Source organism: Ramlibacter sp. (assembly GCF_035706265.1).
Classification (GTDB): domain Bacteria; phylum Pseudomonadota; class Gammaproteobacteria; order Burkholderiales; family Burkholderiaceae_C; genus Ramlibacter.
This window is the reverse complement of record NZ_DASSVG010000207.1, coordinates 1-12292: the sequence shown is the minus strand read 5'-3', so window position 1 is coordinate 12292 and position 12292 is coordinate 1. Positions and strand designations below refer to the sequence as shown.

Below are 12292 nucleotides of genomic sequence, written 5' to 3'. Positions count from 1 at the left end.
ATGGTCGGCCAGGAGCACGTGGTGCAGGCCCTCGCGAACGCGCTGGAGCAGCAGCGGCTGCACCACGCCTACCTCTTCACCGGCACGCGCGGCGTGGGCAAGACGACCGTCTCGCGCATCCTCGCCAAGTCGCTGAACTGCCAGGGCCCGGACGGGCAGGGCGGCATCACCGCCACGCCCTGCGGCGTGTGCCAGGCCTGCACCGACATCGACGCGGGCCGCTTCGTCGACTACACGGAGCTCGACGCGGCTTCCAACCGTGGCGTCGACGAGGTCCAGTCGCTGCTGGAGCAGGCGGTCTACAAGCCGGTGCAGGGCCGCTTCAAGGTCTTCATGATCGACGAAGTGCACATGCTCACGGGGCACGCCTTCAATGCGATGCTGAAGACGCTGGAGGAGCCGCCCGAGTACCTCAAGTTCGTGCTGGCGACCACCGATCCGCAGAAGGTGCCGGTGACGGTTCTTTCGCGCTGCCTGCAGTTCAACCTGCGGCCGATGGCGCCGGAGACGGTGCAGGACCACCTCGCGCGCGTGCTGGAAGCCGAGGCCGTGCCGGCCGATGCGCAGGCGCTGCGGCTGCTGGCGCGCGCCGCGCGCGGCTCGATGCGCGACGCGCTGTCGCTCACCGACCAGGCGATCGCCTTCGGCGGCGGGCAGCTGCGCGAGGCGGCGGTGCGGCAGATGTTGGGAAGCGTGGACCGCAGCCACGTGTTCCGCCTGATCGAGGCGCTGGCGCAGGGCGACGGCAAGACGGTGGTCGAGACCTCGGAAGACCTGCGGGTGCACGGCCTGAGTGCCGCGGCGGCACTGGAGGAGATGAGCATGGTCCTGCAGCGCATGGCGGTGCTGCAGGCGGTGCCCGAGTCGGCGGACGCGAGCGACGAGGAAGGCGCGACGATCGCGCGGCTCGCCGCGGCGATGCCGGCGGACGAGACGCAGCTTCTTTACAGCATCTGCCTGCACGGGCGGGCGGAGCTGGGGCTGGCGCCGGACGAATATGCGGCGCTGACGATGGTGTTGCTGCGGCTGCTGGCGTTCAAGCCGGGAGCGGCGGAAAAAAAAACTCTAGCGCGGGGTGAAAGCGCTGGGCTTCGGGCGGAAAACGCTGGGCTTCGGGCTGACGCCGCTCAGCGCCAGCCTACGAACGGCCCGGAGCCGGCGAAAAGCCCGGAGCCTGCGAACAGCGCTGAGGCGGCGGAGTCTCGTAGGCTGGCGCTGAGCGGCGATAGCCCGAAACCCAGCGTTGCGGGGCCCCAGGCGGCATCGGATCGAACGGCGACCGCCGCTGAATCGCGGCCGACGCCTGCACGTGCCGCCGTCCCGCCCGGCCACGTTCTCCCCGTCGTCGATCCGCGACCGCACGCGACCCGCCCCTCGCCGGCCGCTGCAACCGACCCCACCGACGTCGTCCCCGTCCCGGTCTGCGTCCCGCCGGACCCCGCCCGCGAAGGCCCTTCGGGCGTGCCCTCGGTCACGCCCACGCCCGACGGCGACTTCTGGCAGGCCACGGTGCAGGAGCTCGTCGAGCGCGAGGCGATCACCGCGCTCGTGCGCGAGCTCGCGCTGCAGGCGCAGCTCGTCGCGCGCGACGAGGGCCACTGGATGCTGCGTGTCGAGCGCGAATCGCTGAACCAGCCCGCGGCCCGCGAACGGCTGCGCAACGCGCTGCATGCGGCCGGCCACGCGGTGGACCTGTCGGTGGAAGTGGGGCCCATAACCGACAGCCCGGCCCGCCGCAATGCGGCCGCGGCGGCGCGCCGCCAGCAGGCGGCCGAACAGATCATCCTCAACGACCCCTTCGTGCAGCAGATGCAGCGCGAGTTTGGGGCGAAAATCGTTCCGGGCAGCATCAAGCCCGTCGAGAAACACTGAAGAGAGCGCAATCATGTTCAACAAGGGACAGCTGGCCGGCCTCATGAAGCAGGCCCAGGCAATGCAGGACAACCTCAAGAAGGCACAGGAGGAGCTGGCCCTCATCGAGGTCACGGGCGAATCCGGCGCCGGGCTGGTGAAGGTCGTCATGACCTGCAAGCACGACGTCAAGCGCGTCACCATCGATCCGAGCCTGCTGGCCGACGACAAGGACATGCTGGAAGACCTGGTGGCCGCCGCCTTCAACGCCGCGGTGCGCAAGGCCGAAGAGACCACGCAGGAGAAGATGGGCAAGCTGACCGCGGGCCTGCCCCCGGGCATGAAGCTGCCCTTCTAGGGTGGCCGAAGCATCCCTCCAGGCCCTGGTCGAGGCGCTGCGGCGCCTGCCCGGCGTGGGCGTGAAATCCGCCTCGCGCATGGCCTTCCACCTGCTGCAGCACGACCGCGAAGGCGCCCAGGTGCTCGCGCAGGCCCTGCAGCAGGCCGCCACGCGCATCCGCCACTGCAGCCTGTGCCACACCTTCACCGAAGACGAGGTGTGCGCCACCTGCCGCAGCCCCCAGCGGGACCGCAGCAAGCTGTGCGTCGTCGAAACCCCGGCCGACCAGGCGGCGGTGGAGCGGACGCAGGCCTACAACGGGCTGTACTTCGTCCTCATGGGCAAGCTGAGCCCCCTGGACGGCATCGGCCCGAAGGACATCGGCCTGGAGAAGCTGTTCGCGCGCGCCACCGACGGCGAGGTGCAGGAGGTGATCCTGGCCACCAACTTCACCGCCGAAGGCGAAGCCACGGCGCACGTGATCGCCGAGGCCCTGAAGCAGCGCGGACTGAAAGTCACAAGGCTCGCCCGCGGCGTCCCCGCGGGCAGCGAACTCGAATACGTGGACCTGGGGACCATCGCGCATGCGCTGGTGGACCGGAGGAGCAGATGACGATGGCGTATGCACGGTTCACCGTGGCCTACTGGTGCGTGCTGATCGCGGTGCTGCTGCCCTATGCGTGCAGCTATGTCGCGAAGTTCAAGGCGTTCGGCAAGCCGGCGAGCGCCGGCGGCTACGACAACAGCGATCCGCGCGGCTGGCTCGCGCGCCAGCAAGGCTGGCAGGCGCGCGCCGACGCGGCGCAGGCCAACAGCTTCGAGGCGCTGCCCTTCTTCATCGGCGCCGTGATCATCGCGCACCAGCTCGGCGCGCCGCAGACGCGGCTGGACATCCTGGCGGTGCTGTTCGTCACCCTGCGGATCATCTACATCGTGATGTACGTCGCCGGCCTGCCGACGACGCGCTCCGCGATCTGGGCCCTGGCCTTCCTGGCCAATCTGGGCATCTTCCTGAGCGCCTGGCACTAGCAGCCCGGGCGGCAGCCCGGGCTCGTAAGCCTGCTCCCTAGGGCGCGGCACAGCGCGCCGCCGCGCCCCGTGTTTTCCCGCAGGGGATGGTCCTGATGCGGTGCACACACACGGGCACTACCCTCGTCGGCGACAAGAACATGACGACAGCCGAGGGATCCCCATGCAGAGGACACCGTTGAACCGCCGCTCCTTCACGCTGCTCGCCGCCGCGGCGCTGGCGGCACCGGCGCTGCGGGCCCAGGGCCGGCCGGAGAAGAGCAAGGTCTCCATCGCGGTGGGCGGCAAGGCCGCCTTCTACTACCTGCCCCTGACCATCTCCGAGCAACTGGGCTTCTTCAAGGCCGAAGGCCTGGAGGTCGAGATCTCCGATTTCGCCGGCGGCTCCAAGGCGCTGCAGGCCCTGGTGGGCGGATCGGCCGACGTGGTGAGCGGTGCCTACGAGCACACGATCAACATGCAGGCCAAGAACCAGTTCATCCAGTCGATCGTGCTGATGGGCCGGGCGCCGCAGATCGCGATCGGCGTCTCCACCAAGTCGCTTCCCAACTACAAGGGCGTGGCGGACCTGCGCGGCAAGAAGATCGGCGTTACCGCGCCGGGCTCCTCCACCAACATGGTCGCCAACCTGGTGCTCTCGCGCGCCGGCATCAAGGCCAGCGAGGTGAGCTACGTCGGCGTGGGCACGTCGGCGGGCGCGCTGGCGGCGCTGCGTTCCGGCCAGATCGATGCCATGAGCAACATCGATCCCGTGATGACGATGCTGGAGCAGAAAGGCGACGTGCGCATCATCAGCGACACGCGCACGCTCAAGGGCACGCAGGAGGTGTTCGGCGGCCCCATGCCGGCCGCCTGCTTCTACACCCACGGCGAATTCGTCAAGACGCATCCGGCCACCTGCCAGGCGCTGGCCAACGCGATCGTGCGCGGCCTCAAGTGGCTGCAGACGGCCGGCCCGAGCGACATCATCAAGACGGTGCCCGAGAGCTACCTGCTCGGCGACCGCGCGCTGTACCTCGCCTCCTTCAACAAGGTGCGCGAGGCGCTGGCCCTCGACGGCGTCCTGCCGGAGGAGGGCGCGCGCACGGCGCTGAAGGCGCTGGCGAGCTTCGATCCGGCGGTCAAGCCGGAGAAGATCGACCTGGCCAAGACCTTCACCAACGAGTTCGCCCGCCGCGCGAAGGAAAAGTACAAGGCGTGAGCACGGCCGCCGCCCCGGCTGCGCGCGCCCTCGAGCTCCACGACATCAGCGTCACCTTCCGCGCCCGCGAGGCGGCGGGCCAGGGCTATACGGCGGTGGCGCGCACCACGCTGGCCGTCGGCGCCGGCGAATTCGTCTCCGTGGTGGGGCCCACGGGCTGCGGCAAGTCCACGCTGCTGAACGTCGCCGCGGGGCTGCTGGCGCCCTCGGCCGGTGAAGTGCGCGTATTCGGCCAGCCGTTGGCCGGCATCAACCGGCGCGCCGGCTACATGTTCCAGGCCGATGCGCTGATGCCCTGGCGCAGCGCGCTCGCCAACGTGATGGTGGGCCTGCAGTACCGCGGCCTGGCCGAGGCGGAGGCGCGCGCGCAGGCCGAGGCCTGGCTGGCGCGCGTGGGCCTCGCCGGCTTCGGCGACCGCTATCCGCACCAGCTCTCGGGCGGCATGCGCAAGCGCACGGCGCTGGCGCAGACGCTGGCGCTCGATCCCGACATCATCCTGATGGACGAGCCCTTCAGCGCGCTGGACATCCAGACCCGCCAGCTGATGGAAAACGAGGTGCTGGCGCTCTGGGCCGCGCGGAAGAAGGCGGTGCTGTTCATCACCCACGACCTCGACGAGGCCATCGCGATGAGCGACCGCGTAGTCGTGCTCTCTGCCGGCCCCGCCACGCATCCGATCGGCGAGTTCGCGATCGACCTGCCGCGCCCGCGCGACGTCGCGGAGGTGCGCACCGACGCGCGCTTCGTGGAACTGCACGGGCGCATCTGGTCGGTGCTGCGCGAGGAAGTCCTCAAGGGCTACGCGCAGCAACTGAGGCAGGTGGCATGAGCACGCGCGCCTTGCGGCTGTGGCAAGTCGGCGTGCTGATTGCGGTGCTGGTGCTGTGGCACCTGCTCGCGCGCAACCCGCAGACCGCGTTCTTCCTCGGCGAGCCCGTGAAGGTGGCAGGGCGCGTCTGGTCCTGGTTCCTGCCCGTCGACGTGGGCGCGAACGCGCTGTTCCCCGAGGGGCTGCCCGGGCGCGCCGACATCTACGTGCACCTCGGCGTGACGCTGCTGGAGACGGTGCTCGCGTTCGCGATCGGCACCGTGCTGGGGCTCGCGGTGGGCCTGTGGCTGGCGCTGGCGCCGACGGCCAGCGCGATCCTGGACCCCTACATCAAGGGCCTGAACTCGATGCCGCGGGTGATCCTGGCGCCGATCTTCGCGCTGTGGTTCGGGCTGGGCATCTGGAGCAAGGTGGCGCTGGCCGTCACGCTGGTGTTCTTCATCGTGTTCTTCAACGTCTACCAGGGCGTGCGCGAGGTGAGCCCGGTGGTGCTGGCCAACGCGCGCATGCTGGGCGCGAGCCGCCAGCAGCTGCTGCAGACGGTGTACCTGCCCAGCGCGACGAGCTGGGTCTTCTCCAGCCTGCACACCTCGGTGGGGCTGGCCTTCGTGGGCGCGGTGGTGGGGGAGTACCTCGGCTCGGCGCGCGGCGTCGGCTACCTGATCCTGCAGGCCGAGGGCACCTTCGATGTCAACACGGTGTTCGCCGGCATCGTGGTGCTCACGGCCTTCGCCCTGCTGCTCGATGCGCTGGTGGGGCGCATCGAGCGGCGGCTGATGAAGTGGCAGCCGCGGCAGGGCGAGACGGAAAAGCTCTAGGGCATCACGCGCGGCGGCGGTTGTCCGGGAAGCGGTCGCGGCCGTTGCGCACGCCGTCGCCGTCGCGGTCGCGGTCGTAGCGGTTCAGGATGCCGTCGCGATCGAGGTCGCCCCAGGGACCGTTGCGGGCGATGCGGCGCACATCGGGCCGGTTCGGATGCGGATCGCGGGCATTGGGGATGCCGTCGCCGTCGCGGTCGCGGTCGCTGCGGTCGGCGATGCCGTCACGGTCCAGGTCGTGGCCGCGGACCACGCGCGTGCGGTTGTAGATGTTGGGATTCGGATCGCTCTTGTTGGCAATCCCGTCGCCGTCGCGGTCGCGGTCGTAGCGGTTCTGGATGCCGTCCCGGTCCAGGTCGCCGCGGGCATTGACGGCGGTGGCAGCGTGCGAGGCCGCACCGAACGTCAGCAGCGAAACGGCCACGAGGGTGCCCATGAGACTCTTGTTGCGCATATCGGATCCTCCGTTTTGAGAGTGGATGCCTCCAGCTTGGGAGAGCGGGCGGCAGCGCCAAGGAAGCAGGCGGCTGTTAAGCGCGTCGGACGGGTCCTAAGCAGAAAGGGCGACGGCAGCAAAAAAAAAAAGGCCCCGAAGGGCCTTGGTGTGCGGTGAAGCGCGTCAGCTGCGGTTCGGGTTGCGCGGGAAGCGGTCGCGCCGGTCCGGGATGCCGTCGCCGTCCCAGTCGCGGCCGCGGGCGCGGGCGTGGCGCTCCACCCGTTCCCAGTTGTTGCCCACGAACACCCAGCTGCCGTCGGCGCGCTGCACCCAGCGCGGCTCGCGGTACTCGTAGCCCACGCGCTCGCGCAGCCAGTGGCCTTCCATCCAGACGTAGTCGTTGCCGCGCAATTCGTAGTGCCCCGGGGCCCAGACCCAGCCCTCGCGCGGGGCGGGAATGACTTCATGCCGCGGCGGTGGAGGCGCGACGGAAACGATGGCGTTGTACTGCGCCTGGGCGGCGGCGCCGAAACCCATCAGCGCGGCGGCGAAGGCCGCGGCCAGAAGCGATTTGCCTTGCATGCGGAGACTCCTTGTGATTGAGGAATAGCCGCACTGTCGGGCCCTGGCGACGCGCACGGCATCAGCCTGCGGCGTCAGCCGCCGTCGGAGCCGTCCTGCGCGAGGACGAGGGCGTTACGCGCTGACACCGCGCTTCACGCGGCGTGCACGTGCCGCTGCCTCGACGCGCCGTTGCTGCCTCAGCGGCGCTTCTTCTTCTTGGCCGGCGCGGCACTGCGGTGGGGCGCCGCATGCTTCTTCTGGGCTTTCGCCGGCGCCTGCCGCGTGGAGGTGCGCACCACCGCCTTGCCCGGCACCCGCACCGCGGCCCGCGCCGTGCTGCGCACCGGCAGGTGCAGCACCACGTGCTGCCCCGGCTTGAGTGCCGCCGAGGCGGAAAGGTGGTTCCATTGCGCGACCTGCGCGGGGCTGAGCTTGTAGCGGTGCGCGATGGTGGCGACGGAATCGTGCCGGCGGGCCTTGACCACCGTGCGGCGCGTGACGACCTCGGGCGCGAGGCTCAGCTGGCCGTTGTCGGCCACGTGGTCCGGCACGTCGCTCTGGCTGGCGCTGCGGCGCGGCACGATCAGCACCGAGCCGGCCTTGATCAGCATGCGCGGCGGGATGCTGTTGACGCTGCGCAGGTCGCCTTCGCTCATGCCCACCCGGCGCGCGGCGTCGGCCACGCTCATGGTGGAAGGGGCGGTCCAGGCCGTCCAGGAAGCGTACTTGCCTTCGCTGTGGGCCTCGAAGTTGCGCTTGAAGATGGTGGCGTTGTCCCAGGGCAGCAGGATCTCCGGCGTGCCGGCGGCCAGGATCACGGGCCGATTGAGCTGCGGGTTGAGCGCCTTGAAGTCCTCCAGCTGCACGTCGGCGAGGCGGGCGGCGAGTTCGACGTCCATGTCGCGCTGCAGCGTGACGCTCTGGAAGTAGGGGTGGTTGTCGATCAGGGGCAGGTCGGCGCTGAACTGCTCCGGGCTGGTGACGATGTTCTTCACCGCCTGCAGCTTCGGGACGTAGTTGCGCGTCTCGTCGGGCATCCGCAGGTCGGTGTAGCCGGTGCCCAGGCCGGCACGCTGGTTGCGCTGGATGGCGCGGCTCACGTTGCCTTCGCCCCAGTTGTAGGCGGCCAGCGCCAGGTGCCAGTCGCCGAACATGCCGTGCAGCTTCTGCAGGTAGTCCAGCGCGGCGCGGGTGGACTCCAGCACCGAGCGGCGGTCGTCGCGGAAGAAGTTCTGCTTGAGGTCGAAGTCCTTGCCGGTGCCGGGCATGAACTGCCACATGCCGGCGGCGCGCGCGCTGGAGACGGCCTGCGGGTTGAACGCGCTCTCGATGAAGGGCAGCAGCGCCAGCTCGGTGGGCATCTGCCGGCGCTCCAGTTCCTCGACGATGTGGAACAGGTACTTGCGCGAGCGGTCCGTCATGCGCTGCAGGTAGTCGGGCCGCGATGCGTACCACTGCTCCTGCTGCCGCACCAGGTCGTTCTCCAGGTTCGGCATGCGGAAGCCGGAGCGGATGCGCGACCACAGGTCCGGCGGCGGCTCCAGTGCGGCCACCGGCAGCGAAGCCACGTCGGCGGCCTGGATCGCCGAGAGCGGGCCCGAGGGGATCACGGCCGGCACCGCGGGCTGCGGCTCGGCGGCCCGGGCGACGCCCTCCGACGGCTGCGGGTTCGCCGCGCCGGCCTCGCGGCTCGCGACCGGCGCCGGGCCGGAGGTGGTGGCGCAGCCGGCGAGGGCCAGCAGGGCGGCGAGGGCGAGCAGGGAGTACTTCTTCATCGGAACCCGTTCTTCCATTGGCGCAGCGTCGCGAACACGGCGACGGGGTCTGCTTCGTTCGCCCCGTCGTGATCGTGGGCGGCCCGCGCCACGGCCGCGACGCCGGTGCGCAGGAAAGGATTGATGCTGCGCTCCAGGGCGATGCTGGAAGGCAGCGTGGGCTCGCCCTGCGAGCGCCTCTGCTCGCATTGTTGCCGGTAATGGCTCAGTTGCGTGTTGCCAGGCTCGACCGCTGTGGCAAATTTCAGGTTCGAGAGGGTGTATTCGTGCGTGCAGCACACGCGGGTGGCGCCGGGCAGCGTGGCGAGCTTCTCGAGCGACTGCAGCATCTGCGCCGGCGTGCCCTCGAACAGGCGCCCGCAGCCGCCGGAAAACAGCGTGTCGCCGCAGAACAGGAGCGGCGCGCCTTCGAACTCCGGGCAGAAGTAGGCGATGTGGCCTGCCGTGTGGCCCGGCACATCGAGCACCTCGAACGGCAGCCCCAGAACCTCGATGCGGTCGCCTTCGGCCAGGCGCTGCAGCGGCCCGGGGATGCGTTCGCGCGCGGGCCCGTAGACGCGCGCGCCGGTGGCATCGCGCAGCGCGTCGAGGCCGCCGATGTGATCGGCGTGGTGATGCGTGACTAGAATCGCTTCCAGTTGCAGGCCGCGCTCCGTGAGGAAATTCCGCACCGGGTCGGCGTCGCCTGGGTCGACGACCAGCGCCCGCTGTCCGTCGTGCAGCAGCCACAGGTAGTTGTCCTGGAAGGCGGGCAGCGGGATCAAGTTCATGAGCGACGCGATTATAGGAATGCAGCAATGGTTCGAAACCCCTCCCGGCCGGTATCTGCTGGCGTGGGAGCGGGCCGAGTTCGATCGCGCCGTCGCCGACATCTTTGGTTACCACGCGCTGCAGGTGGGGCTGCCCGAACTCGATGCCCTGCGGGCCAATCGCATGCCGCACAAGTGGCTCGCCCTGAGCGAGGCGCGCGCCGTGCAGGGGCCGGTGAAGCCGGACATCGTCGCCAACTTCAGCGCGCTGCCCTTCGAGGAGAACAGCCTCGACCTGGTGGTGCTGCCGCACTCGCTGGAACTGAACGTCGATCCGCACGCCACCCTGCGCGAGGTGGAGCGGGTGCTGGTGCCGGAAGGCAAGGCGGTGATCTGCTGCCTCAATCCCGCCAGCCTGTGGGGCCTGCGCCAGCGGCGCGCCCATCTCTATCGGCGGCTCGGGTTCGGCGAGCTGTACCTGCCCGATGCCGGTGACTTCATCGGCTACTGGCGCCTGCGCGACTGGCTGCGCCTCCTGAGTTTCGAGGTCGAGACCAGCAGCTTCGGCTGCTGGCGCCCGGCCCTGTCCAGCGAGAAGTGGCTCGACCGCTTCGCCTGGATGGATCCCATCGGCGAGCGCTCGTGGCCGATCTTCGGCGCCGCCTATTTCATCGTCGCCGTCAAGCGCGTGCGCGGGGCCCGGTTGATCGGCCCCGCGTGGAAGCGCGCCAAGCGCCTGGCCGCCGCCCCCGTGCCGGTGGCCAACCGCAGCCGCCGCGAACGGCGGCAACCCACACCCATCGAATGAACCACGTCGAGATCTACACGGACGGGGCCTGCAAGGGCAATCCCGGTCCGGGCGGCTGGGGCGTGCTGCTGCGCTCCGGCTCCAACCAGAAGGAGATGTATGGCGGCGAGGCCAGCACCACCAACAACCGCATGGAGCTGATGGCGGTGATCCAGGCGCTGGAGGCGCTCAAGCGCCCGTGCGCCGTCACGCTCTACCTGGACAGCCAGTACGTGCTGAAAGGCATCACCGAATGGCTGCCGGGGTGGAAGGCCAAGGGCTGGAAGACGGCCAGCAAGCAGCCGGTGAAGAACCAGGAACTCTGGCAGCGCCTCGACGAACTGATCACGAAGTCCGGCCACGTGGTGGACTGGCGCTGGGTGCGCGGGCACAACGGCCATCCGGGCAACGAGCGCGCCGACGCGCTGGCGAACCTCGGGGTGCAGAGCGTGCAGCGGCGCTGACCGCTGGTCGCGTCGTGTGTAAATCCAAGGTAAAGGTGCCGAACGGGGCCCTTTGCGAGGGGGTCTCAGGGCTGGTGCCGATGCTGAGCAGCGCACGGGCTGTTACATTGCGTCGTTCGCCGCCGCCAGGGTGGCAGCGCTCGCGCGCATCAGTATTTTCGACGGATCAGCTTACATGGCATTGAAGTCCATCCATACCGCGGTCGCGGCAGTCGTGATCGCGGCAGCCTCCGGGGCTGCGTGGTGGTACCAACAGCAGCCCCAGCGGCCCAAGGAACCGGCTGCCCAGGCTGCGGCGCCGGGGCGCGCCAGCGGGGGCGCCGCCGGGCCCGAGGCGGCGGCACACGGCACGGCGCGCGCGCCGGTGGTGGAAGTCGCGCAGGTCGAGACCCAGCGCATCACCGACGACGCTTCGGCGGTGGGCAGCCTGCGTTCGCGCCAGAGCGTCATCCTGCGGCCCGAGGTGTCGGGCCGCGTCACCAGGATCAACTTCCGCGACGCCGACCGCGTGCGCCGCGGCCAGCTGCTGGTGCAGTTGGACGACCAGCTGCCGCTGGCGCAGGTGAAGCAGGCCGAGGCGGAGCTCTCCATCGCCCGCGCCAACCACAAGCGCAACCAGGAGCTGGTGGAGGAGAAGTTCATCGCCCAGCGCGCGGTGGACGAGAGCGCCGCCAACCTGCAGGTGGCCGAGGCCAAGCTGGCCCTGGCCCAGGCCACGCTGGCGCGGCTGAAGATCGTCGCCCCCTTCGACGGCGTGGCCGGCATCCGCAACATCAGCGTGGGCGACTACCTGAAGGACGGCGCGGACATCGTGAACATCGAGGACCTCGACGCGATGTACGTGGACTTCCGCTTGCCCGAGCGCTACCAGGCCAAGGTGCGCCCCGGCCAGCTCGCGCTGGTGGACTTCGACGCGCTGCCCGGGCGCCGCTTCAGCGCCCTGATCCAGGCGGTGGACCCGCTGCTGGACGCCAACGGCCGCTCGGTGGGCGTGCGCGGCTGCATCGACAACCGCAGGATGGAGTTGCGCCCCGGCATGTTCGCGCGCGTGACGCCGGTGTTCGGCGTGCGCGACGATGCCCGCGTGGTGCCCGAGGAGGCGATCGTGCCGCAAGGCGGCCGCCAGTACGTGTACCGGCTCGCGCCCGGCCCCGATGCCGAGACGCGCATCGCCCACCGCGTGGAGGTGAAGGTCGGCCTGCGCCAGCCGGGCAAGGTGGAGATCACCGAAGGCCTGAACCCCGGCGACATGGTCGTGACGGCGGGCCACCAGCGGATCAAGGAAGACGGCATGGCGGTCCACGTGCTGGACCTGGGCCGCGGCGGCAACGGCGCCGCGCAGGCGGCCGGCAACGGCAACGGCGCGCGCCAGCAGCCGGCGGCCCTCGCGCTGGTGCCCTCCGCGCCCGGCAATCCTTGCGGCCAGGCGGCCGCGGCCACGCCGCACA

General features: G+C 70.2%; 14 protein-coding genes. 10 read left to right on the top strand and 4 right to left on the bottom strand.

What is annotated here, in order from left to right; translation table 11 throughout:
• The 7 genes from dnaX to VFM98_RS07685 form a co-directional block, all read left to right on the top strand.
• The coding region (gene dnaX / locus VFM98_RS07715; RefSeq protein WP_325109330.1) for a DNA polymerase III subunit gamma/tau at positions 1-1872 on the top strand (1872 nt) is incomplete at its 5' end.
• Positions 1873-1885: 13 nt separating this feature from the next.
• Positions 1886-2209, top strand: a complete 324-nt coding sequence (locus VFM98_RS07710; RefSeq protein ID WP_325109329.1) for a YbaB/EbfC family nucleoid-associated protein — start codon at positions 1886-1888, stop codon at positions 2207-2209.
• A gap of 1 nt (position 2210) precedes the next feature.
• Positions 2211-2804: a recombination mediator RecR gene (gene recR, locus VFM98_RS07705; protein WP_325109328.1), complete on the top strand. Its 594-nt coding sequence runs from the start codon at positions 2211-2213 to the stop codon at positions 2802-2804.
• A gap of 2 nt (positions 2805-2806) precedes the next feature.
• Entirely contained in the window at positions 2807-3220 is a 414-nt protein-coding gene (locus tag VFM98_RS07700; protein WP_325109331.1) for an MAPEG family protein, read from the top strand.
• 163 nt (positions 3221-3383) lie between these two features.
• A complete protein-coding gene (locus tag VFM98_RS07695) occupies positions 3384-4421 on the top strand; it encodes an ABC transporter substrate-binding protein (RefSeq protein WP_325109327.1) in 1038 nt (345 codons plus the stop codon).
• Complete coding sequence (locus VFM98_RS07690; protein ID WP_325109326.1) at positions 4418-5251, top strand: ABC transporter ATP-binding protein; 834 nt, start codon at positions 4418-4420, stop codon at positions 5249-5251. Before VFM98_RS07695 ends, VFM98_RS07690 begins: the two co-directional genes overlap by 4 nt.
• Positions 5248-6069: an ABC transporter permease gene (locus VFM98_RS07685; protein WP_325109325.1), complete on the top strand. Its 822-nt coding sequence runs from the start codon at positions 5248-5250 to the stop codon at positions 6067-6069. The genes VFM98_RS07690 and VFM98_RS07685 overlap by 4 nt, the downstream gene beginning before the upstream one ends.
• A 4-nt stretch (positions 6070-6073) precedes the next feature.
• Here the strand turns inward: VFM98_RS07685 and VFM98_RS07680 are convergent, their stop codons facing one another.
• The 4 genes from VFM98_RS07680 to gloB all read right to left on the bottom strand — a co-directional run bounded on the left by VFM98_RS07680 (position 6074) and on the right by gloB (position 9614).
• Complete coding sequence (locus VFM98_RS07680; protein WP_325109323.1) at positions 6074-6523, bottom strand: thrombospondin type 3 repeat-containing protein; 450 nt, start codon at positions 6521-6523, stop codon at positions 6074-6076.
• Between the two features lie 165 nt (positions 6524-6688).
• Entirely contained in the window at positions 6689-7087 is a 399-nt protein-coding gene (locus tag VFM98_RS07675; RefSeq protein WP_325109322.1) for a hypothetical protein, read from the bottom strand.
• A gap of 179 nt (positions 7088-7266) precedes the next feature.
• Entirely contained in the window at positions 7267-8844 is a 1578-nt protein-coding gene (locus VFM98_RS07670; protein ID WP_325109321.1) for a transglycosylase SLT domain-containing protein, read from the bottom strand.
• Positions 8841-9614, bottom strand: coding sequence for a hydroxyacylglutathione hydrolase (gloB, locus tag VFM98_RS07665; protein WP_325109320.1), 774 nt, complete (start codon positions 9612-9614; stop codon positions 8841-8843). The genes VFM98_RS07670 and gloB overlap by 4 nt, the downstream gene beginning before the upstream one ends.
• Here gloB and VFM98_RS07660 point away from each other — a divergent pair.
• The 3 genes from VFM98_RS07660 to VFM98_RS07650 form a co-directional block, all read left to right on the top strand.
• On the top strand, positions 9613-10401 hold the full coding sequence (locus VFM98_RS07660) for a class I SAM-dependent methyltransferase (RefSeq protein ID WP_325109319.1): 789 nt from the start codon (positions 9613-9615) through the stop codon (positions 10399-10401). The two genes, gloB and VFM98_RS07660, sit on opposite strands and share 2 nt — an antisense overlap.
• On the top strand, positions 10398-10844 hold the full coding sequence (gene rnhA / locus VFM98_RS07655) for a ribonuclease HI (RefSeq protein WP_325109318.1): 447 nt from the start codon (positions 10398-10400) through the stop codon (positions 10842-10844). Before VFM98_RS07660 ends, rnhA begins: the two co-directional genes overlap by 4 nt.
• A gap of 175 nt (positions 10845-11019) precedes the next feature.
• On the top strand, positions 11020-12292 hold a 1273-nt coding region (locus VFM98_RS07650), incomplete at its 3' end, for an efflux RND transporter periplasmic adaptor subunit (RefSeq protein WP_325109317.1).

Excerpts from the sequence above, each read along its gene's own strand:
- VFM98_RS07710 (WP_325109329.1), top strand. The coding sequence starts at position 1,886 with ATGTTCAACAAGGGACAGCTGGCCGGCCTCATGAAGCAGGCCCAGGCA.
- VFM98_RS07700 (WP_325109331.1), top strand. The coding sequence starts at position 2,807 with ATGGCGTATGCACGGTTCACCGTGGCCTACTGGTGCGTGCTGATCGCG.
- VFM98_RS07695 (WP_325109327.1), top strand. The coding sequence starts at position 3,384 with ATGCAGAGGACACCGTTGAACCGCCGCTCCTTCACGCTGCTCGCCGCC.
- VFM98_RS07685 (WP_325109325.1), top strand. The coding sequence starts at position 5,248 with ATGAGCACGCGCGCCTTGCGGCTGTGGCAAGTCGGCGTGCTGATTGCG.
- VFM98_RS07680 (WP_325109323.1), bottom strand. The coding sequence starts at position 6,523 with ATGCGCAACAAGAGTCTCATGGGCACCCTCGTGGCCGTTTCGCTGCTG.
- VFM98_RS07675 (WP_325109322.1), bottom strand. The coding sequence starts at position 7,087 with ATGCAAGGCAAATCGCTTCTGGCCGCGGCCTTCGCCGCCGCGCTGATG.
- VFM98_RS07670 (WP_325109321.1), bottom strand. The coding sequence starts at position 8,844 with ATGAAGAAGTACTCCCTGCTCGCCCTCGCCGCCCTGCTGGCCCTCGCC.
- VFM98_RS07660 (WP_325109319.1), top strand. The coding sequence starts at position 9,613 with ATGAGCGACGCGATTATAGGAATGCAGCAATGGTTCGAAACCCCTCCC.
- gloB (WP_325109320.1), bottom strand. The coding sequence starts at position 9,614 with ATGAACTTGATCCCGCTGCCCGCCTTCCAGGACAACTACCTGTGGCTG.
- rnhA (WP_325109318.1), top strand. The coding sequence starts at position 10,398 with ATGAACCACGTCGAGATCTACACGGACGGGGCCTGCAAGGGCAATCCC.